14 protein-coding genes and 5 pseudogenes are annotated in these 21,986 nt (G+C 35.0%); 11 read left to right on the top strand and 8 right to left on the bottom strand.

Going from position 1 to position 21,986, the window contains the following annotated elements; all coding sequences use genetic code 11:
• Positions 1-46: 46 nt before the first annotated feature.
• A pseudogene (locus AAGD95_RS05105) lies at positions 47-897 on the bottom strand (IS982 family transposase).
• A 242-nt stretch (positions 898-1,139) separates the two neighbouring features.
• On the opposite strand from AAGD95_RS05105, the gene AAGD95_RS05100 reads away from it, so the two are divergent.
• Together AAGD95_RS05100 and ispG are read left to right on the top strand one after the other, a co-directional pair.
• Positions 1,140-1,772 carry a TRP75-related protein gene (locus AAGD95_RS05100; RefSeq protein ID WP_341818366.1) on the top strand — a complete coding sequence of 211 codons (633 nt, stop codon included), beginning with the start codon at positions 1,140-1,142 and terminating at the stop codon, positions 1,770-1,772.
• Between the two features lie 16 nt (positions 1,773-1,788).
• Positions 1,789-3,069 carry a flavodoxin-dependent (E)-4-hydroxy-3-methylbut-2-enyl-diphosphate synthase gene (ispG, locus tag AAGD95_RS05095; RefSeq protein ID WP_341818365.1) on the top strand — a complete coding sequence of 427 codons (1,281 nt, stop codon included), beginning with the start codon at positions 1,789-1,791 and terminating at the stop codon, positions 3,067-3,069.
• A 186-nt stretch (positions 3,070-3,255) separates the two neighbouring features.
• Here ispG and AAGD95_RS05090 read toward each other — a convergent pair whose 3' ends face one another.
• The 4 genes from AAGD95_RS05090 to murD all read right to left on the bottom strand — a co-directional run bounded on the left by AAGD95_RS05090 (position 3,256) and on the right by murD (position 7,416).
• Positions 3,256-4,107 (bottom strand): IS982 family transposase, encoded by an 852-nt coding sequence (locus tag AAGD95_RS05090; protein WP_410542088.1) that lies wholly within the window; start codon positions 4,105-4,107, stop codon positions 3,256-3,258.
• 52 nt (positions 4,108-4,159) lie between these two features.
• A complete protein-coding gene (locus AAGD95_RS05085; protein WP_341818364.1) occupies positions 4,160-5,260 on the bottom strand; it encodes a hypothetical protein in 1,101 nt (366 codons plus the stop codon).
• Positions 5,261-5,406: 146 nt separating this feature from the next.
• A complete protein-coding gene (locus tag AAGD95_RS05080; protein ID WP_341818363.1) occupies positions 5,407-6,006 on the bottom strand; it encodes a COQ9 family protein in 600 nt (199 codons plus the stop codon).
• 18 nt (positions 6,007-6,024) lie between these two features.
• Positions 6,025-7,416 carry a UDP-N-acetylmuramoyl-L-alanine--D-glutamate ligase gene (gene murD / locus AAGD95_RS05075; protein WP_341818844.1) on the bottom strand — a complete coding sequence of 464 codons (1,392 nt, stop codon included), beginning with the start codon at positions 7,414-7,416 and terminating at the stop codon, positions 6,025-6,027.
• A 545-nt stretch (positions 7,417-7,961) separates the two neighbouring features.
• On the opposite strand from murD, the pseudogene AAGD95_RS05070 reads away from it, so the two are divergent.
• From AAGD95_RS05070 to AAGD95_RS05045, 6 genes and pseudogenes are all read left to right on the top strand, one after another.
• Positions 7,962-8,812, top strand: a pseudogene (locus AAGD95_RS05070) (IS982 family transposase).
• Positions 8,813-8,934: 122 nt separating this feature from the next.
• Positions 8,935-10,330, top strand: a pseudogene (locus AAGD95_RS05065) (IS4 family transposase); the annotation flags it as partial.
• Between the two features lie 184 nt (positions 10,331-10,514).
• Positions 10,515-11,519, top strand: a complete 1,005-nt coding sequence (locus AAGD95_RS05060; protein ID WP_341818362.1) for an Mrp/NBP35 family ATP-binding protein — start codon at positions 10,515-10,517, stop codon at positions 11,517-11,519.
• Positions 11,520-11,728: 209 nt separating this feature from the next.
• Complete coding sequence (locus AAGD95_RS05055) at positions 11,729-12,166, top strand: transposase (RefSeq protein WP_341818361.1); 438 nt, start codon at positions 11,729-11,731, stop codon at positions 12,164-12,166.
• Between the two features lie 35 nt (positions 12,167-12,201).
• Positions 12,202-12,498: pseudogene (locus tag AAGD95_RS05050) on the top strand (IS982 family transposase); the annotation flags it as partial.
• A 90-nt stretch (positions 12,499-12,588) separates the two neighbouring features.
• Positions 12,589-13,439, top strand: a pseudogene (locus AAGD95_RS05045) (IS982 family transposase).
• 348 nt (positions 13,440-13,787) lie between these two features.
• Here AAGD95_RS05045 and mnmA read toward each other — a convergent pair.
• The 3 genes from mnmA to AAGD95_RS05030 all read right to left on the bottom strand — a co-directional run bounded on the left by mnmA (position 13,788) and on the right by AAGD95_RS05030 (position 17,661).
• Positions 13,788-14,900: a tRNA 2-thiouridine(34) synthase MnmA gene (mnmA, locus tag AAGD95_RS05040; RefSeq protein WP_341818360.1), complete on the bottom strand. Its 1,113-nt coding sequence runs from the start codon at positions 14,898-14,900 to the stop codon at positions 13,788-13,790.
• Between the two features lie 244 nt (positions 14,901-15,144).
• Entirely contained in the window at positions 15,145-16,221 is a 1,077-nt protein-coding gene (locus AAGD95_RS05035; protein WP_341818359.1) for a rod shape-determining protein, read from the bottom strand.
• 21 nt (positions 16,222-16,242) lie between these two features.
• Positions 16,243-17,661, bottom strand: a complete 1,419-nt coding sequence (locus AAGD95_RS05030) for a carboxypeptidase (protein WP_341818358.1) — start codon at positions 17,659-17,661, stop codon at positions 16,243-16,245.
• Between the two features lie 277 nt (positions 17,662-17,938).
• Here AAGD95_RS05030 and AAGD95_RS05025 point away from each other — a divergent pair, with 277 nt between their 5' ends.
• The 3 genes from AAGD95_RS05025 to ftsH all read left to right on the top strand — a co-directional run bounded on the left by AAGD95_RS05025 (position 17,939) and on the right by ftsH (position 21,725).
• Positions 17,939-18,418, top strand: coding sequence for an OmpA family protein (locus AAGD95_RS05025; protein ID WP_265026544.1), 480 nt, complete (start codon positions 17,939-17,941; stop codon positions 18,416-18,418).
• Positions 18,419-18,587: 169 nt separating this feature from the next.
• A complete protein-coding gene (tilS, locus tag AAGD95_RS05020; protein WP_341818357.1) occupies positions 18,588-19,880 on the top strand; it encodes a tRNA lysidine(34) synthetase TilS in 1,293 nt (430 codons plus the stop codon).
• A 12-nt stretch (positions 19,881-19,892) separates the two neighbouring features.
• Positions 19,893-21,725, top strand: coding sequence for an ATP-dependent zinc metalloprotease FtsH (ftsH, locus tag AAGD95_RS05015; protein WP_265034881.1), 1,833 nt, complete (start codon positions 19,893-19,895; stop codon positions 21,723-21,725).
• The last annotated feature ends 261 nt before the right edge of the window (positions 21,726-21,986 follow it).

The following is a 21,986-nucleotide window of genomic DNA, read 5'->3' as shown; positions in this document are numbered from 1 at the left end:
TGTAACACCTTACTCTTCTCTTAGCCTATGTAACGCGAATTCTGGATTAAGGAAGGAAGAAAGTATAGGAAATAGAAGGCTTTTTGGATTTGATGGAATAGGAAATGAGAGTAGAAAAGATATGAACCAAAAAATTAACAGGGGATCTATGGCGAGTGTGTTCAATTTCTAGTCTATTTTTTAGGTAACCAAAAACAGTCTCAATGATAGACCTTTTTCTCAGTAAAATCTTCTCATTTAGCGAAATCAATGCATTTTTCATACCTTTTTTCACCTTGGTAACAAGTTTCAAACCTCGGTCAAACAGCTTCTGAAAAAGCTCTTTTGCAATATAACCTTTGTCACCAAACAAAAGGCCGGTTAATTTTTCCGTCAGATTTGGCACAGGTATCCTATCATCAACATTGCCTTTTGTTAGCGTAAGTGAATGAATTTCACCATTTTCATTGATTACCATATGTAATTTGAAACCAAAAAACCAGCCGTAAGTACTCTTGCTTAATTTTGCAATTCCAGCAAAAACTTTGTTTTGGATATTCTTTTTGCATGACAAACTGCAATGGGAGTTGTGTCTATATATGAAATTCCAGTGTTTTCTGACTGTCCACAAAGCCAATGCAACAACATTGCTAAATGCCACAAAACCCTAGGCTTTAGAGCAACAAACCTGGTATATGAAGGCAACTTTGGAAACTCTGATTTGTAGAGCAACGTTAGGTAATGTAGATAGAAAGTTTTGAAATTTTTACACGGAGATTGTTGATATAGCAGGATTATTGTCATGATTTCGGAGTGCTCAATTTCCGTTGTTCTTGTGGGTTTTTTACCATTTGGCAGTAGTTTACCTGCAAAATTTTTCTCTATATCTCTGCAAAAATCATCGACCAAACAAAACAGTTTGTTATATCTTCCATGGTTAACCTCATCTGTTTTTTTATAACTGCTGAGTTTACCCTGTTTTCTTGCCTTTTCTATTCTCCTTTAATCCAGAATTCGCGTATGTAGGTTTTTTGATAGCAAACATATCACTTTTTAGAAAAATATTTGTGACATATTATTGTAAAGTTAGTAAAGATTCTGGTTTACTTAAAGTTTGTTAATTGCTATCTTTTAAAACACGATATTTACTATAGCACCATATGCTTAGGATTTTTTCTAAAGTTTTGTTTATATTAATGTTTTTGGTTTCTAGCTTTTTTACTGTGCATAGTGCTGAAGCTAAGTCTAAGGTAAAGCTCAGTAAGAAATACATACCTCCTGGTAATCCTGGTGGTGCAAACTTTCATACAGATGAGGATTTTGCTGAGTCATATAAACTGTATGAAAAGCGTAGGGAATTGCTCAAGAAAAAAAAGTCACAAGATCGAGCTATAAATAAAGAAGATCTAATCAAAAAATTAAAAGAGAAAAAAAATGCTAGTCTTGATAATGAGCCAAATGACATGGAAGCTTGCATAGTCGACGATGAAGAGAGCGCTATGATAAATCAGCATGGTATTAATATCGCGCGTTTAAGGGGTGCTGTATTTATAGATCAAGAGCCAGTTTCCCAGTATGAAAATAAGCAGTATGAAAGTGAGCAGCATGAACAAGAAGGAAAAAAAATTACTTCAACACGAGAAAAAAAAGTTTCTCCTATGAATATCACTATAAAAAAAACTCCATCAAAAAGAACATGTTCACATGATTCTATTGCTAATTTGGATAACGTAGATGCTTATAGTTTGAATGGTTCGAGTTCATTTGGCAGTGTAGCTGACACAGTAAAATAGTATCACAATTAATAATATGCTAGATAAAGACCTAATATTGAATGATGATGCATATGAATTATCGCCGATTTCCAGGCACAAAACTCATGTTGTAGAAGTTGGAAAAGTAAAGATAGGTGGAAATAATCCTGTAGTTGTACAATCTATGGCGCTTGGCGTGCATATAGATTCTGATAATATAAAAAGTAGCGCAAAACATTATGCAAAAGAGATAACAGAACTAGCACGTGCAGGTTCAGAGTTAGTACGGATTGCTTTGAATTCAGAGGAGGTAGCAAGAGCAATACCTTATATAGTAGAAGAGATAAATAAAGAAGGTTTTGACGGTAAAATATTGGTAGGCTGTGGTCAGTATGAGCTAGATAAATTAGTTCAAGATTATCCAGACAACATCAAAATGCTGAGTAAAATTAGAATCAATCCAGGCAATATAGGCTTTGGCCACAAACGTGATGAGAAGTTTGAAAGGGTTATAGAGTATGCAATAATGCACGATCTTCCTGTTAGAATTGGGGTAAATTGGGGTAGTCTTGATAAATACCTTTTACAAAAACTGATGGATGAAAACTCTTCGCTTAGTAATTCAAGGCCTTCTGATGTTATACTGCGCCAAGCACTTGTGATGTCTGCTCTTGATAGTGCAAAAAAAGCTGAAGAAATTGGTCTAAATTCAAACAAAATAATCATTTCATGTAAAGTTAGCAAAGTACAAGATTTAATTTTAGTTTATACGGCACTTGCAAAATCTTCCAATTATGTGCTGCATTTGGGTTTAACTGAAGCTGGTATGGGCAATAAAGGTGTGGTAAATACTACAGCAGGGCTTACTTATTTATTGCAAAATGGCATTGGAGATACCATACGGGCTTCTTTGACTCAACGTCCTGGTGAATCGCGTACTAATGAAGTGGTGGTGTGTCAGGAAATATTGCAGTCTATAGGCTTGCGACACTTTAACCCTCAGGTTAATTCATGTCCTGGTTGTGGGCGCACGAGTAGCGATCGTTTTCGTATATTAACTGAAGAGGTGAATGGCTATATAAAAACTCATATGCCGATGTGGAAGAAAAAAAATCCAGGTGTAGAGCATATGACCATTGCTGTTATGGGATGCATAGTAAATGGTCCTGGAGAAAGCAAACACGCAAATTTGGGAATCAGCTTGCCTGGATATGGAGAAAAACCTGTTTCAGCAGTCTACAAAAACGGCAAATATTTCAAAACTTTACAAGGTGATAATGTCTCTGAAGAATTTAAGGCAATTATTGATAATTATGTGAAGGAGCATTACACGTAACCTTTCACGGTTAATTAATAGATAAATCGCAAATAAAAAAGAAAATTAAACCTTGTTTTTCTTTTTTCGCTATTAATATATTTATAACACAATTGAGTTTAAATAATTGATATGAAAAGCTTTTTACTTATTTTACTACTAGTTTTGTCTCCATTTTTAGCATCATCTATAAACGCGAATTCTGGATTAAGGAAGGAAGAAAGTATAGGAAATAGAAGGCTTTTTGGATTTGATGGAATAGGAAATGAGAGTAGAAAAGATATGAACCAAAAAATTAACAGGGGATCTATGGCGAGTGTGTTCAATTTCTAGTCTATTTTTTAGGTAACCAAAAACAGTCTCAATGATAGACCTTTTTCTCAGTAAAATCTTCTCATTTAGCGAAATCAATGCATTTTTCATACCTTTTTTCACCTTGGTAACAAGTTTCAAACCTCGGTCAAACAGCTTCTGAAAAAGCTCTTTTGCAATATAACCTTTGTCACCAAACAAAAGGCCGGTTAATTTTTCCGTCAGATTTGGCACAGGTATCCTATCATCAACATTGCCTTTTGTTAGCGTAAGTGAATGAATTTCACCATTTTCATTGATTACCATATGTAATTTGAAACCAAAAAACCAGCCGTAAGTACTCTTGCTTAATTTTGCAATTCCAGCAAAAACTTTGTTTTTGGATATTCTTTTTGCATGACAAACTGCAATGGGAGTTGTGTCTATATATGAAATTCCAGTGTTTTCTGACTGTCCACAAAGCCAATGCAACAACATTGCTAAATGCCACAAAACCCTAGGCTTTAGAGCAACAAACCTGGTATATGAAGGCAACTTTGGAAACTCTGATTTGTAGAGCAACGTTAGGTAATGTAGATAGAAAGTTTTGAAATTTTTACACGGAGATTGTTGATATAGCAGGATTATTGTCATGATTTCGGAGTGCTCAATTTCCGTTGTTCTTGTGGGTTTTTTACCATTTGGCAGTAGTTTACCTGCAAAATTTTTCTCTATATCTCTGCAAAAATCATCGACCAAACAAAACAGTTTGTTATATCTTCCATGGTTAACCTCATCTGTTTTTTTATAACTGCTGAGTTTACCCTGTTTTCTTGCCTTTTCTATTCTCCTTTAATCCAGAATTCGCGTTTAGAGGATCGTGTTCAAGTACTATATTCCATCTAAACCATTCAGATGTGTCAGATGTGGATGAATCTGGAAGTTTACCAACGAGTTGTGCTTCCTGTGGAATTACAGTATCGCCTTTCCTGCCAGCAATTAATACGGGGCATTTTGTATTCTCTATAATCTCTCGTGAATTAAATTCCAATCCGCAACGATTAAACCAAAAATTCAAGAATTTTGCAGGAAGCCGTCTCATGAAAAAATTCCCTATCCCATGAGGAAAGTTATTAGTTGCATCCTTAAGTGAGCTATAAGAATTACTATGAATTAGCGTTAAATAAATCCCTTGCTTTTCAAACCTTTTTAAAACTTCTGCTGCAATTCCTCCTCCAAGAGAGTTAGTATCCAAAATTATATCGTTCGGATGCACACCTTTTACAAGCAACATGTTTACCATTGCCATTCCAGCTTGAACTAACTTTTCACCGTTTGTTAGAAATTCATATAGCGCTACAATTTTCTTTCTTTCCAAGAGAAACTCCACGATATCTTCTATATCTTTATTTTCTCCTAACTCTTGATCGTGAGCTTCTGCATCCACTTCCTTATCGTCACCTACAAGTTCTTTTTTGTAACGCTTTATCCACTCAGGGCTAACTTCATTTTCCAAAAAGCTTTTGATTCTATGTACAACGAACCTTTTCTTAACAAAGTCAAAAAGCATCCATAGGCAAAATACGATAAAACATATGGTAGCCAAAATTGATAGCACTACTGATGCAAAAGCTAACCTTGTAAGTACCTTTTTTGATTTTTGATTCTGGTATGCCAAGTATAACGATACAATAGAAGCAGTAGAAAATATAGCAGAACATAACCATAGTGATACTATTCTTCTATTGAATTTTCTTTCTTCATCATTCAATTCTTTTTTAAAGAATTCTGGATTAACAATTCTAGAAAAATAAGGATAGTCAAAATAATGCTTAACTAACTTACTTTCTTGCTCCTTAGGTGGATTTTTACTACGAGCATTAACCTTAATACATCCAAGTACTCCAAAAAAGTTTATCACGTGTTTTGTATTTTCTTCTGGCTTGATATTACCATTGGTATGATAAATAACTTTCATTTTATCGTTAATAAATATTAAGCTATTTTAACATAAAGATCAAAAAAAACAAGAGAATATAAATATGAATAACCAGTATGATGAAAAGCTTATAAGAAATTTCCTATGATTCCTTTTAAGCGAGTTTTGAATTTTTGAAATGTCATGACATTGTTGATACGTTTATCAAGAAACGATAAAGTATCCGCAAAATCTTCTGAATAATCATTGATAAAAAAAAGTATCGTACTTAAGTACACTCCAGCTAATATTGCTCTTTTTGTATAGTAGTTAAAATCTGTTGATTGGTCATGAATGCCATACCAAATCGCACTAATAGTTCTGTATAAAAGTTTACTAGAAAAATATGTATTTTTTGGTGATACGGAGAATGATAAAACATTTTTTAAAAGTTCTCTATAATTCGGTAGCTTAGCGTAGTTTGAAAGGCGTATTTGAATAGCTAACTTTACTCGCTCTCGCACTTTCATATCTTCTAAATTAGAATTTCTTAATTCAGCTTCCATTGAGCTATTTAAGTCCTCTGCTATGTACTCCAAAGCGCTATATATTCCATTCTGAAATTTGCAAAAGCTATTAGCTAGATTAAGGTCAGTGCACACCTTTAATAGGGTTTCATCGCTTATCCCTTCAAATGGAATAACCCTAATTAGCTTATCTATTATTAACTTTATTTCATCTTGTTCCACGCAACATTATACTAAACATCATGTGTGATTGTACCTGAGATTTTCAAACATTCTACAAAATGCTTCACCACGTTCCTCGAAATTTTTCCATTGATCAAAAGAAGCACACGCGGGAGAAAGTAATATTGTTACTTCTTCTGCACTATTTAAGGCCTCTTCAAAAGCTAGTTTAAGTGCGTTTTTCAAATTGCAACATTTCACGAAATCTACTTTATTCTCCATAGTGTTTGCAAAGGCTTCGGTTGATTCCCCAATAAGAAAAGCTTTTCCAATCCTTGTGAAATGCTTGCTTAATGATTCTATTCCACCTTTTTTGCTTCTTCCACCAACGATCCAATTTATGTTTTCATAAGATAAGATCGCCTTTTCGCTCGACTTTGCATTAGTTGCTTTGCTATCGTTCACGAAAAACACATTTCTTATTTTGCCAAGCAGTTCATTCCTATGCCTCAGTCCTGAAAAGGACTTGATTCCATTGATAATAGTGTTGCTATCTACTCCAAGTAGCTTACATACGGCATATGCGGCTGCTATGTTTTCTGCGTTGGATATTAGGTTTATTTTCACGTCGCTTACTGATAAGCTATGACTCTCTAGTTTTAACGAGATCTTCTGGATCCGAGTAGTCAAGCACTGGGATGACAAAGAGGGTGGCTGGAATGACACCGGGGAATATGTTACTGAGATTGGAATTTTGTTTCCAGTGAATTTGTTGAATATATCAGCGGTAATCTCATTGTCACATCCTATCACGGCAACCTCACTACCGTTTATCAGTTTTAATTTAGTTGCTATGTAATTCTCCATACTTCCATGCCTATCTATGTGGTCTGGTGTAATATTAAGCAGTACTGAAATGTCCACGTTAATTTCATTCATCAACTCCAATTGAAAAGAGGAAAATTCAATTACATAAATTTCTGCATCTCTTTCTAGATCCAAAACAGGAACGCCTAAATTTCCACCAATAGCTACTTTTTTCCCTGCAGATTTTAATATGTGCCCTATTAGTGATGTAGTGGTTGATTTACCATTTGTTCCTGTGACGCCTATTACCTTCTGGTTTGTAGTTTTAGCTTCAAGAAATAGCTCAATGTCTGATTTTATTTTGCAATCAAAACTTCTTGCAAGTTTTACTATCCAATGTGGCTCTATTGGCACTCCAGGGCTTAAAACCAATGCACTGATCTCATGCCAATTGTATTCCTTGGGATGAATAAAATTACATTTTTTATACATCATTTTTGCATTTGCTATTTGCTCTTCATGATCATCCCATGCATATATTCTTGCACCACTCTTTATTAGAGCGTTAATGACGGATAAACCAGTTTTACCAAGACCAAAAACCGCAACGTTTTGATTTTTGTATTTGTTTAGTTGCACTGCTAGATACCTTATGCAAACTATTTTATAAAGATATCGTACAAACTACAACAGACTTCTTGCATAGGTCACAACTGTCATTCAATAGAAACAAAAACTTGCTTGACACCCTCCGCCAGCCCCCTTATCATGAAACTGAAGCTATTGTATTTGCTTTCGCCAATCTGCAGATTAAAAGGTAAGGATTACTTAATGTATCGGCGTCTTATGTTCAATTTTTGCAGTATATAGATACTGTATGTCTTTACAAAACTTCATCTACATCTAGATTTTTATCTAAATAAGCTGAACGCGCTTATAAAGCGTTACAAGACATCAAAAAATGCCAATACTCGACAGAGATAGTAAAAGACTAGCTAACTCGGGGATTCTTTGTCTTTTTTTCTGCTTAGTAAATTTCTTAAACATTTGCAGCGTAAGTTAGTTGCAATTAAAAGCAGCTAAATTTCTCTTGTCAAGCGTTTAAAACGCGAATTCTGGATTAAAGGAGAATAGAAAAGGCAAGAAAACAGGGTAAACTCAGCAGTTATAAAAAAACAGATGAGGTTAACCATGGAAGATATAACAAACTGTTTTGTTTGGTCGATGATTTTTGCAGAGATATAGAGAAAAATTTTGCAGGTAAACTACTGCCAAATGGTAAAAAACCCACAAGAACAACGGAAATTGAGCACTCCGAAATCATGACAATAATCCTGCTATATCAACAATCTCCGTGTAAAAATTTCAAAACTTTCTATCTACATTACCTAACGTTGCTCTACAAATCAGAGTTTCCAAAGTTGCCTTCATATACCAGGTTTGTTGCTCTAAAGCCTAGGGTTTTGTGGCATTTAGCAATGTTGTTGCATTGGCTTTGTGGACAGTCAGAAAACACTGGAATTTCATATATAGACACAACTCCCATTGCAGTTTGTCATGCAAAAAGAATATCCAAAACAAAGTTTTTGCTGGAATTGCAAAATTAAGCAAGAGTACTTACGGCTGGTTTTTTGGTTTCAAATTACATATGGTAATCAATGAAAATGGTGAAATTCATTCACTTACGCTAACAAAAGGCAATGTTGATGATAGGATACCTGTGCCAAATCTGACGGAAAAATTAACCGGCCTTTTGTTTGGTGACAAAGGTTATATTGCAAAAGAGCTTTTTCAGAAGCTGTTTGACCGAGGTTTGAAACTTGTTACCAAGGTGAAAAAAGGTATGAAAAATGCATTGATTTCGCTAAATGAGAAGATTTTACTGAGAAAAAGGTCTATCATTGAGACTGTTTTTGGTTACCTAAAAAATAGACTAGAAATTGAACACACTCGCCATAGATCCCCTGTTAATTTTTTGGTTCATATCTTTTCTACTCTCATTTCCTATTCCATCAAATCCAAAAAGCCTTCTATTTCCTATACTTTCTTCCTTCCTTAATCCAGAATTCGCGTTTATACTACCTTGCCGCTATCCTGAACCTTACTATTACCCACAAATATAGATGTACTTATAAATAAAGTATTACAATATTAGAGTTTGCAAATATTGAGGGTATAAAAATGGCAAACGAGAGTAATGAATGGGCTAAAAATGAATTTGGAGATGCTTTACTTGGAGATAAAAGATTGACTGACAGATTAGTGAATATTGCTGATAGTGTGATAGGTTTACCTGAGAGCTCAATTAATGAGGCATGCGGAAGTTGGTCAGAAGCAAAAGCTGCATATCGTTTTTTTCAAAATGAGAACGTAAAAGAAGTTGATATTCTAGCTTCACACATTGATAAAACAGTTGAAAGAACAAAAGCTCATAAAAACGCGAATTCTGGATTAATAGATGAGGTTACCCTGTTTTCTTGCCTTTTCTATTCTCCTTTAATCCAGAATTCGCGTTGTTAGTACGGAAGGTTTGGTACTGGGAATATTGGATCAAAAGATTTACTCGAGGCCACCAATTTCTGAAGAAGAAAAAAGACTAAAGAGCCATCGTAGTAACGTTCATATTGAGGATAAAGAAAGTATGAAATGGCTAGAAAGCTTAAAGAAAACAAATAATATTATAGATCCGACCCAAACCGAGGTTATAACTGTATGTGACAGAGAAGCAGATATACATGATTTTTTTGAACTTGCACATAATCTTAACTCAGCAATTTTAGTAAGAGCTCGTCACAACAGAAATGTAAATAAAAAATTTATGCATACCAGGAATAAGCAAAAATTATGGTCATTTATCCAAGGCCTTTCTTGCACTGGAAAAGTAGAAGTTGAAATCCCTGCTAGAGATAATAAGCAAAAAAGGACAGCATTTCTAGAAATTAGATTCGGAAAATTTATGATGAGTCCACATGAAAGCCATATAAAATGTAAAGAAGGTCACATAAAATATAAACCGACAGCATTATTCAGTCTACAACTTCACGCAATTCATGTTGTTGAAAGAAATTCTCCTCCAGGAGCAAGTCCGCTAGAGTGGATGCTTTTAACAAATCTTTCGGTCAGTACTTTTGAAGAAGCTGTTGAAAAAGTTAGTTGGTATTGTTTGAGATGGAAAATAGAGATATTGCATAAGATTTTAAAATCTGGTCTCAAAGTTGAGGAATGTAGGCTTGGAACAGCAGAAAGATTAATGAGGTATTTAACAGTCATGAGCATTATTGCTTGGAGAATTTTCTTTATTACATCAATTGCAAGAATTAACCCAACATTACCATGTACTGGCTTATTAGCTGAGGAAGAATGGAAAGTTTTATATGTTAAAATACACAAAAAACCATGTCCAAGTATAGCCCCTACTATAAAAGAAGCCGTTTCGTGGATTGCTCAACTTGGAGGTTATTTAGCAAGAAAAAGCGACCAAAAACCAGGACCAATTACTCTTTGGAAAGGATGGAGACGTCTCTTTGATCTAGCAGAAGGATGGAGACTTGCTCATGAACCCCATATTTGTGGGTAATAGTAAGATTTGCAGTGGATGAGAAAAACTAACACCAGCGTTTTCAGGGTCAGGGATTTTACCTCCGACCCTGTTTGAGTGTCACGCTACTTGGCTTGTGTTCTAGGCAAAACCTGCTATAACATTTAACATACTGTTTTCGAAACAAATGTTCCGCACTGGGATCTGCTATGTAAGAGGTCTAATGATCAACGAAGAAATTGTAAGAGAGAACTTAAAAAAAGTCATAGAGCAAAAAAGCGGTAAAGATGTGATCGCTCTTGGCATAATATCCTCAATCATTATTAAAGGCGGGGACATTGGTTTTGTGCTTGAAGTTGCCGGTAACACGCAAGCAAACGAAGAATTAAGAAGAAATTGTGAGCAAGCTGTTAAAGCTATACCGGGGGTGACAAAAGTGATCGTGGTTGCTACTGGTCAAAAACAAACTGGGCAACAAAAAGCTAAATTACATATCGAAGGAGTGAAAAATATAATCGTTGTGGCCTCTGGTAAAGGCGGTGTGGGCAAGTCCACAGTTGCGCTAAATCTTGCTCTCTCATTAGCAAAGTTGAAACATAAAGTTGCGCTGGTTGATGCAGATATATATGGTCCTTCAATTCCTAAAATGCTTGGCACTGAAAAATTAAAGCCAGAAATACAGGGTGGAAAAGCAATACCTATAGAAAAGTATGGACTGCATACTATTTCAATCGGCTATTTTGTTGACAAGGATCGTGCAGCAATATGGCGCGGACCTATGATCACAAAAGCACTTTATAATCTGCTCATGGGAACAAAATGGTCCGATATAGAGTATTTGATAGTTGATACACCACCTGGAACTGGCGATGTGCATTTAAGTCTGATGGAAAATTTTAACTTAACCGGGGCGATAATAGTTTCAACTCCACAGGAGCTATCTTTAATCGATGCTCGCAAAATTTATGATATGCTTAAAAAGCTCAGCGTACCGGTTATTGGAATTGTGGAAAATATGAGTTATTTCATTCAAAATGACTCAGAAATATACATATTTGGAAAAGACGGCGCAAAAAAAATGTCTGAGGAGCTGGGCATCAAACTCCTAGGCAGAATTCCTCTAGATCCACAAATATGTCATGCTTCTGATTGCGGAAATCCTTTAATGTTAAGTGAAGATTTAGCAGAGATTTATGAAGACATTGCTCAAAGTATAGTTAAACAATAGAATAAGCGTGAGAAACATGCGAATCAAAGTCCTCTTTTGTTAGTTACAAAATAGACTGCTTGCATAACCATTACTTACATGAAAAATTAGCAGCTTTTGTCATTCCAGCGCGTGACGCTGGAATGGCTTTGTTGCATAGCAACCGAAAAAATCTGGTGGCTACTGACAAAATTCATTATAAATAACCATTTAACTGTTGAAGAAAAAATATGCCACAGAAAATGAAAGTCAGTAACCAAAACGAATATAACAAATTCCTTGAAAAAAGGGGAAATATTTTTCGTTACATCGATGAAGCTATCGAAAATTGGTATGAAAATAGTCCAAAAATGCAGGGCGGCAACTATATTTACAGTGATAAAGTCGTAATTTTGGTGCATATAATTGTCAATCTTTTTAGAATTGGTTTAAGACAAACGGTGGGGTTTATAAAAGGATATCTGCAACAAATAGGAAAAAATTTGGCAGTTATCAGCTATTCACAAGCATCAAGAAGGTTTAAAAAACTTAATATTAAGATAAATGATTGCAGGGTTGATAAAAGCAACATGGAAAATATTGAAATTATCATAGATAGCACAAGTATCAGCATTTACAACACGAATTCTGGATTAAAGGAGAATAGAAAAGGCAAGAAAACAGGGTAAACTCAGCAGTTATAAAAAAATAGATGAGGTTAACCATGGAAGATATAACAAAACTGTTTTGTTTGGTCGATGATTTTTGCAGAGATATAGAGAAAAATTTTGCAGGTAAACTACTGCCAAATGGTAAAAAACCCACAAGAACAACGGAAATTGAGCACTTCGAAATCATGACAATAATCCTGCTATATCAACAATCTCCGTGTAAAAATTTCAAAACTTTCTATCTACATTACCTAACGTTGCTCTACAAATCAGAGTTTCCAAAGTTGCCTTCATATACCAGGTTTGTTGCTCTAAAGCCTAGGGTTTTGTGGCATTTAACGCGAATTCTGGATTAAAGGAGAATAGAAAAGGCAAGAAAACAGGGTAAACTCAGCAGTTATAAAAAAACAGATGAGGTTAACCATGGAAGATATAACAAACTGTTTTGTTTGGTCGATGATTTTTGCAGAGATATAGAGAAAAATTTTGCAGGTAAACTACTGCCAAATGGTAAAAAACCCACAAGAACAACGGAAATTGAGCACTCCGAAATCATGACAATAATCCTGCTATATCAACAATCTCCGTGTAAAAATTTCAAAACTTTCTATCTACATTACCTAACGTTGCTCTACAAATCAGAGTTTCCAAAGTTGCCTTCATATACCAGGTTTGTTGCTCTAAAGCCTAGGGTTTTGTGGCATTTAGCAATGTTGTTGCATTGGCTTTGTGGACAGTCAGAAAACACTGGAATTTCATATATAGACACAACTCCCATTGCAGTTTGTCATGCAAAAAGAATATCCAAAACAAAGTTTTTGCTGGAATTGCAAAATTAAGCAAGAGTACTTACGGCTGGTTTTTTGGTTTCAAATTACATATGGTAATCAATGAAAATGGTGAAATTCATTCACTTACGCTAACAAAAGGCAATGTTGATGATAGGATACCTGTGCCAAATCTGACGGAAAAATTAACCGGCCTTTTGTTTGGTGACAAAGGTTATATTGCAAAAGAGCTTTTTCAGAAGCTGTTTGACCGAGGTTTGAAACTTGTTACCAAGGTGAAAAAAGGTATGAAAAATGCATTGATTTCGCTAAATGAGAAGATTTTACTGAGAAAAAGGTCTATCATTGAGACTGTTTTTGGTTACCTAAAAAATAGACTAGAAATTGAACACACTCGCCATAGATCCCCTGTTAATTTTTTGGTTCATATCTTTTCTACTCTCATTTCCTATTCCATCAAATCCAAAAAGCCTTCTATTTCCTATACTTTCTTCCTTCCTTAATCCAGAATTCGCGTTTATACTATCTCTGTCGAGTATTGGCATTTTTTGATGTCTTGTAACGCTTTATAAGCGCGTTCAGCTTATTTAGATAAAAATCTAGATGTAGATGAAGTTTTGTAAAGACATACAGTATCTATATACTGCAAAAAATTGAACATAAGACGCCGATACATTAAGTAATCCTTACCTTTTAATCTGCAGATTGGCGAAAGCAAATACAATAGCTTCAGTTTCATGATAAGGGGGCTGGCGGAGTTTGTCAAGGAAGTTTTTTCGTTTCTATTCCCAATGTTATATGGTTATGCAAGAAGTCTATTGTATGTTTACACTCTGCATTAAAGCTTTTAGTTAAGAGCATATCCATCCGCCGCCAATAACTTGCTCATCTTTATACGCTACACAGGCTTGACCTGGACTGACGCCAAAGTAATCGTCGTTTAAAATGACACAGGCTTTATTTTTTTCGTCAGTTGAATGTATTGTTGCTAAACTTCCAGCATGTGATGATCTCAGCTTCACAGTTACTTCCATACCTTCTTTTGGTTGTTCTAACCAATTTAACTCTTTGATCAATATTTTTTTTTGCATTAATGCGTTGATCGGACCTACTATAACCTCATTATTTTCTGTATTAATTTTTATCACGTAAAGAGGTTCACTGTACCCAACACCTAAGCCTTTTCTTTGCCCTACTGTAAAATTTACTATGCCACTATGCTCACCTAGCACTTTTCCATTCACATCCACAATTTTTCCTTTCTGTACAGATTGTGGAGCTAATTTAGCTATTGTTTTACTATAGCTTTCGGAAACAAAGCATATATCTTGACTGTCCGGCTTTTCAGAAATTTGTAAGCTGAAATACTTTGCTAATTTTCTTATATCATTTTTATAGAACGCACCTAGTGGAAATCGCAAAAGCTTTAACTGCTCCTCAGTAGTTGCAAACAAAAAATAACTTTGATCTTTACTTTTATCAATGCTTCTGCACAACTTTACCTCACCATTTTTTTCTAACCTTCTCACGTAATGTCCTGTTACGAGTACATCCGCACCAAGATTTTTTGTAACTTGCAATAGATCACGAAATTTTACCGTTTGGTTACATCTTACGCATGGTATGGGAGTTTCCCCACGCATATAGGTACTTGCAAAATCCTCTATTACTTCCTTTTTGAATATTTCCTCGTAGTTTAAAATATAGTGAGGAAAGCCAACACTTTCAGCCACGCGCTTAGCGTCATAAATATCCTGTCCAGCACAACATGCACCTTTTCTTGCGTTAGCATTACCGTCGGTGCCATAGAGTTGAAGAGTCACACCTATCACCTGGTACCCAAAGTTATATAGCAGTGCTGCAGCAACGGAGCTATCAACTCCACCGGACATTGCAACAACAGCCTTGGTCTGGTGCGGAGCTTTATCTTTTAGCAGAGGTTCTATTTCAAATTCTTTTAGCATGGTTATCCGAGTTTATTAAATATAGCTAGCACAGCCTACGTCATACCGCCGCGGCGCTAACAAGTAGCGGAATGACAAGTTTTACACTTATCAAATTGCAGGTAAATCTAATTACTCTAGCTATAGATATTGTACAGGACAATATGAAAATTGAAAGAGTTAGTGCAATTTATGCACAATTTCACAATAAGAAATATTTCTTGAGAACCTTAAAATTGAAAAATTTCAACAACCAAAATCGTGATTAATCTTGCTTAAATAAAACATGACTGAAGTAGTCCATGTTTTCAAGCACTTTTCCACTACCCAAGGCAACACAACAAAGTGGGTCATCTGCAACACGAACCGGTAATTTTGTTGTTTCACTGATAACTTTACCTAGATTACGTAATAATCCACCACCACCGGATAAAACTATTCCTCTATCGACTATATCAGAAGAAAGTTCGGGGGGAGTGCTCTCCAATGCTGTTTTAATAGCAGAAATTATCTGATGCACAGGCTCTATTAAACTTTCTGCAACTTGATATTCTGATAAAAGCATTTCTTTTGGCATGCCACTCACTAAATCCCTGCCTTTAATTATCATTCCCTCTTTGTTATTTTCACCTGGCAGACTGGCTGAACCTATGCTTTTCTTAATTTTTTCAGCAGTTGTTTCACCGATTAATAACTTATGATTTTCACGAATATACAATTTTATTGCTTCATCCATAATATCGCCACCTACTCTGGCAGAACGTGAATAAACAATTCCGCCTAAAGAAATAATTGCAACTTCAGTTGTACCGCCTCCTATATCAACAATCATAGAACCTTCAGGTTCAGTAACCGGGAGCCCAGCTCCGATCGCTGCAGCCATTGGTTCTTCAATTAAAAACACTTCATTTGCACCAGCACTTTCTGCTGCATCTTGTATAGCACGCCTTTCAACTGGCGTGGATCCAGATGGAACGCATATGATAATATTAGGTTTATTAACAGTGAATTTTGTGTTTGCACTGCGTATGAAATATTTTAGCATTTCTTCCGCACTTTTAAAATCAGCAATGACTCCATCTTTTAAGGGCCTTATCGCCTCTATCTCTCCAGGCGTTTTTCCAAGCATCATTTTAGCTTTTTTACCAAAAGCATAAGGAACGTAGCTTCCTTTTTCTTTTATTCTTGCTACAACTGAAGGCTCATCAAGCACTATTCCCTGATTTTTCTGATAAACTAAAGTGTTTGCAGTACCAAGGTCTATGGCAATATCGCTAGCAAACAAACCTTTGAAAGTAAAAAGGCTATAAAACTTTCCGGTCAATTTTCGAACAAAATTCATACATAACTCAAGAAAACCATTTTATTGAGATAAATTATACTTTTCAGATAAGTAGTAAGTAACACACTCAACGTCTAAACCCTTACCTGTTACTTTTTTTAGCAGTTCCAAAAGGCTATACTTTGCACTGTATACATTTTGAGATAACCAACTGATAAGTAAACTAAAATCTCCTTTTATTATAGCACTTAATGATTCGTAATGATTCTTTTTAACGCAAGAGAAAATCTGCACAGCAGCAATTAAAGCAATAATTTTTATAGGAAAGTAGCCCATAACACCGCTTGCCCAATATTCATCTTGAAAATAAGTGTCCAGCTCATTTTTAGCTTTTACTGGAATTTTATAATGCTTCATACCTTCAAGCCATGCATCATGCAGATCTTTGATTTCTAACGTACCATTTATTAGATCTTGTTCTAACTTGGTTCTTAGCATAATGTGAGCCAATAAACTAAATTCATCTGCGTTCTTTAAAGAAGAGGAAAGGTTTATTTCATTGAAAACCAAGTGCAAATTTTCAACACTGCTATTAGTTTTGCCTTTTATAGCAAATTTCTCTTTTATGTGTGGTTGAATGAACTCAATAAATTCTCTGGATGTTCCAATCATCCTTTCCATAAATAACCCTTGAGTTTCATACATAACATGTCTCGTAATTGGGCTACTTATAGAATTTTGCGCTAAACATTTTTGATAAATTGCATAACCACTATGCCGTAAAAGTGAAAATAAACCATAACAAAAATCAGATTCATCATAATCTATAGGGTAGTAATAAGAAGTACGAATCTCATTTAGTGCAATACCCATTTGCTGTAAACATAACGAGCCAAGTTCAATCTGCTTCTGAGTAGCAACTTTTTGTATATTAGTAACCTTATCCTTTTTCTGCTTTTCAATTATTTTATCCACATTTTCGCTAAAAAATTTGCCTACCTTGGGGAATACTTCCCTTATATTCTTTTCTGTGATATCAGAGTCATAGTCAGCAAGCAGTGAGTCGTATTTTGAGCATTTTAATTGCTGCGATTTTATAGAAGCTACTTCGCGAATGAGTGTGATTAAATCAGTAAAACGTTCTTTTAGTTTTTCTAAGTTACTGGTTTCAGAATGAGATAGCTTCCATAAATTTTGGCATTCAACCTTAGCTTTGGATAAAGACTTTGCTAAATCAATAGGAACAGCACTGTTGCTTTTATGTATTCTCTCTATTAACTTTAGCTGCTGAGTATTTGCACTTTTTTTGTTACCAAGAGCATCTGCTAATGATTCCTTTATTGCGTCATGAGAGATAATTTCATGTCTGATTTCTTCTAGAAGACTCATTTGTTCAACTTTGTCCTCTATATTTAATTGGCTTTGGTTTAGTACTTTTAGCGTATTTTCGATATTCTTTACCCTATATAATACTTCCTCTAAAAACTTATAAGATTTCATAATTTTTTCATTATTTTAGAAAACATCTATTTAATATCGTAATAGATTAATAATAAAGTTAAAAGTATATTTGCTTAAAGTACAATAAAAAATTGTACTTCTTATTCCTTTATTGGATTTTTCTACTCAGAGTCCAGCATATTATAAGAAAATTAATTGTAAGGTTGTAGAAAAAGTATTTAGTACTTTATTTCTCTTGACTATATTACAATATGGAGAGATTATTAGCTACTGAAATTAAAGTTACGCACTATTTAAAATTTATGGAGGTTTAGTAATGTGGAGTAGACTGGTTATAATGTGCTGTTTTTGTTTACTACTTACTGGTGTAAGTTCTTGCCCAAAAAAAGGAGCAAATACAACAAATAAAATGAATTCTGTTGTTAAGCAGATAGGTGATAAAAGAGTTTTCTTTGGTTATGATGAATCTAGTGTTACTGAAGTAAGTGCAGATGCATTACTTGACGTAATGGAGGTGTTACAAGATAACCCTGACGCGAAGGTTATTTTAACTGGTCATACTGACAACCGTGGTTCTCATGAATATAATCTTGCGCTAGGCGCTAAAAGGGCAGATGCAGCTAAAAAATTTATGGTTAGTTGTACACCATACATAGAAAACAGAATAAAAACTGCTTCTAAGGGTGAAACTGAGCCTTTGGTTAATGTAAAAGATGATTCTAGAAATTCTAAATATGAAAAAGAGCATGCTAAAAATCGTAGAGTGGAATTTTCATTTTCTGGAATAAAGAAATAGATTAAAACCTGGATCCCAGTGTCAAGCACTGGGATGACATAAAGAAAGGGCACTGGGGTGGACAAAAAAGGACAAACTTGTCATATTTTGTTGCTTGTTAGCGGGATCTATATATACCACAAATAAGTCGCTGTATGACGTAGAGACTATCTGGCCATCAAGAGACATAATGGAATTAGAGTTATTATTTCAAAATATAGCTAATAGCTTTGCTTTCCATAATCAAATTGCAGTTGCAGTATCAGGTGGTGTAGATAGTATAGTCTTACTGCACTTAATGAATAACTGGGCAAAAAAAAACAAGCTTTCACTTCCTATAGCATTAACAGTAAATCATGGGTTACGTTCAGAGTCTCAAAAAGAAGCTGATTTTGTTGTAAGTTATGCAAAAGAACTTGGAGCAAAGGAATCGTTCATATTAAATTGGGAGAAGCAAAATATTAAAGGCAATATTCAGTTACAGGCACGAAAAGCACGGTATAAATTACTAGTAGAGTGGTGTAAAAACAATAATGTTAAATGTTTGCTCGTCGCTCATCACAAAGATGATCAAGCAGAAACGTTCTTATTAAGATTAGAGCGAGGTAGCGGCGTAGATGGATTATCATCAATGGACTATAAGTCTTTCCTAAATGGTATTTATATATTTAGGCCATTGTTAAATTTTAGTCGTAGTGAAATAGAAAAGTACGCTAAGCTTCACCAGTTAAAATGGATCGAAGATAGAAGCAACTATAACCTAAAATACAGGCGAACTTTATACCGTAACTTACTTAAAGCAAGTAACAATCAAGAGATTTTAACAGAGCGAATATGCCTCACAGCCCTTCATATGAAAAGAGCTGCAAAAGCGTTGATGCACTACACATGCCTTGCATTTAATGACTGTGTTAATGTTCATGATCTTGGTTATATTGAAATTAAACTAAGTGAATTTTATCAATTACCAGAGGAAATAGCCTTGAGGCTTCTTCTTTACTCTATAATGGCAATTGCCAGTAAACATTATAAACCAAGGTACAACAGTCTTATCGTAATATTTAATAAAATATTGCAAAAGGATAGTAATGTTAACTGTACACTTTCTGGGTGCAAAATAAGAAAATATGGAGAAAATATCTTAATAATTAGAGAATCGTCAAGGATACAAGAAATTACCGTAAACCTACCTTTAAATGAACCCATTGAATGGGATAACAGATTTAGCTGCACAATACTCGGAAATCAAGAGTGTTCAGTTATTATCGCTCCATTAAAAAAAACACAAAAAGTTCCTGAATTTCTGAAGGATTACAACTGCTGCCCTGAAGTTTTCTATTCTTTGCCTGTAGTGCTAAAAGATGGAAAGGTGCTTGCTTATCCTGATGTAAATTATAACGGAAAAAATACCAATGACGATAAGGTTCAATGCATTATTGATAGCACGATAAAACAAAATTTGGTAAGCTTGATGGGTATTTAGTTAAAAATAGAAATGAAAAAATTTTTAGAAGGCTTATTGATCTGGTTAGTAATTATTGTTCTTATTTCAGTTGCTTATATTCAGTTCAGCGGAAATGTAGGTAAAAGTAAAACAATTATACCTTTTTCGGAATTTTTAACTAGACTAGAAGACAATGATGTAGAAAATATTGTCATAAAAAATCAGAGCATTGAAGGCAAGTTCAGGGATGGTTCAAGTTTCAACTCAAGCGGTGTTATATATAGCGACCTAATAAAAAATTTACATGATAGAAAAGTGAGATTCTCCTTTTCAACTGGAGATTCTGCCATGAACGTAATTGGTGGATTACTTATCTCATGGGTCCCAACATTTATCTTTATTGGCTTTTTGCTATTCTTTCTTAAACAAACACAAGCGGGAGGCAACAGAACTATAAGCTTTGGCAAGTCAAGGGCTAGACTCATGACTAGTGGAAAAAAAGTAACATTTGATGATGTTGCCGGAATTGATGAAGCAAAAGAAGAGCTGGTAGAGATCGTTGATTTCCTTAAACAAAGGCAAAAATTTCAAATATTAGGTGGAAAAATACCAAAAGGGTGCCTTTTAATTGGCTCTCCTGGAACTGGTAAAACTTTACTTGCTCGTGCAATTGCAGGTGAAGCTAATGTGCCATTCTTTAGCATTTCCGGATCTGATTTTGTTGAAATGTTTGTGGGTGTTGGTGCAAGTCGTGTTCGTGATATGTTTGATCAAGGCAAGAAAAATGCTCCTTGCATAATTTTCATAGATGAAATAGATGCGGTGGGTAGACATCGTGGCATTGGTCTTGGTGGCGGCAACGACGAAAGAGAGCAAACATTAAATCAGTTATTAGTTGAGATGGATGGCTTTGAGTCTAATGAAGGTGTGATAATAATCGCTGCAACTAACCGCCCAGACGTTTTAGATCCAGCACTGCTTAGACCTGGTCGTTTTGACCGACAGGTTACTATTTCTTTACCCGATATAAATGGGCGTGAAAAGATATTAAATACGCATATAAAGAAAATATCAATGGCTCCCGATGTAAATGTGAGAACAGTTGCAAGAGGAACACCAGGCTTTTCTGGAGCTGATTTAGCAAATTTAGTGAACGAATCTGCACTTATCGCTGCAAGAAGAAACAAGAAGATTGTTACCATGGATGATTTTGAATATGCACGTGATAAAGTGATGATGGGCGTAGAAAGGCGATCTCTCATTATGACAGAAGAGGAAAAGAGACTGACTGCATACCATGAAGCTGGTCATGCGATGATTGCTGTTAATATGTCTGCTTCTGATCCTATACACAAGGCAACAATTATTCCACGCGGTAGGGCACTCGGTTTAGTTATGAGACTACCAGAAACAGATAGAGTGTCCCTCACAAGAGAAAAGATGCTAGCAGATATAACTGTTGCAATGGGTGGACGTGTGGCAGAAGAGCTAATTTTTGGCTACGATAAAGTTACAAGCGGTGCATCTTCAGATATAAAATTAGCATCAGATTTATCACGTTCTATGGTAACAAAATGGGGAATGAGCGACAAAATAGGCCCGATCTATCACAATCGCGAACAAACCATACATGGTTCTGACATAATTTCTGAAGATACGTTAAAACTTATAGATGAAGAAGTGAAGGAAGTTGTGTCTTCTTGCTATGAAAAAGCAAAAGAGATTTTGACCAAGCATAAGAAAGGCTTAGATCTCATTGCTGAAAATCTACTGGAGTTTGAAACTTTAACAGGAGATGAAATAAAAGACATATTAAATGGAAAAAAAATTGTTAGAGAGGAAAATGAGAAGAATGAGAAAATAAAAAAATCCTCTCTCTATTAAATTTGGCCTTGTTTAACTGTTAAAATGAAAGTTTTTAGTTGCAGTAATTGACCAATGGTGTCATCAGGTAGCTATCTGACCCACAGAAACGGAGCTAAAATTACTTGACACCCTTCGCCAGCCCCCTTATCATGAAACTGAAGCTATTGTATTTGCTTTCGCCAATCTGCGGATTAAAAGGTAAGGATTACTTAATGTATCGGCGTCTTATGTTTAATTTTTTGCAGTATATAGATACTGTATGTCTTTACAAAACTTCAT

The organism is Wolbachia endosymbiont (group B) of Ennomos erosarius, from assembly GCF_964026905.1.
In the GTDB taxonomy this organism is placed as follows: domain Bacteria; phylum Pseudomonadota; class Alphaproteobacteria; order Rickettsiales; family Anaplasmataceae; genus Wolbachia.
This window is presented reverse-complemented; position numbering and strand designations above follow the sequence as displayed.

Bases quoted from the DNA above. Each gene is read 5' to 3' on its own strand.
- AAGD95_RS05100 (WP_341818366.1), top strand. From the start codon at position 1,140: ATGCTTAGGATTTTTTCTAAAGTTTTGTTTATATTAATGTTTTTGGTT.
- ispG (WP_341818365.1), top strand. From the start codon at position 1,789: ATGCTAGATAAAGACCTAATATTGAATGATGATGCATATGAATTATCG.
- AAGD95_RS05060 (WP_341818362.1), top strand. From the start codon at position 10,515: ATGATCAACGAAGAAATTGTAAGAGAGAACTTAAAAAAAGTCATAGAG.
- AAGD95_RS05055 (WP_341818361.1), top strand. From the start codon at position 11,729: ATGCCACAGAAAATGAAAGTCAGTAACCAAAACGAATATAACAAATTC.
- mnmA (WP_341818360.1), bottom strand. From the start codon at position 14,900: ATGCTAAAAGAATTTGAAATAGAACCTCTGCTAAAAGATAAAGCTCCG.
- AAGD95_RS05035 (WP_341818359.1), bottom strand. From the start codon at position 16,221: ATGAATTTTGTTCGAAAATTGACCGGAAAGTTTTATAGCCTTTTTACT.
- AAGD95_RS05030 (WP_341818358.1), bottom strand. From the start codon at position 17,661: ATGAAATCTTATAAGTTTTTAGAGGAAGTATTATATAGGGTAAAGAAT.
- AAGD95_RS05025 (WP_265026544.1), top strand. From the start codon at position 17,939: ATGTGGAGTAGACTGGTTATAATGTGCTGTTTTTGTTTACTACTTACT.
- tilS (WP_341818357.1), top strand. From the start codon at position 18,588: ATGGAATTAGAGTTATTATTTCAAAATATAGCTAATAGCTTTGCTTTC.
- ftsH (WP_265034881.1), top strand. From the start codon at position 19,893: ATGAAAAAATTTTTAGAAGGCTTATTGATCTGGTTAGTAATTATTGTT.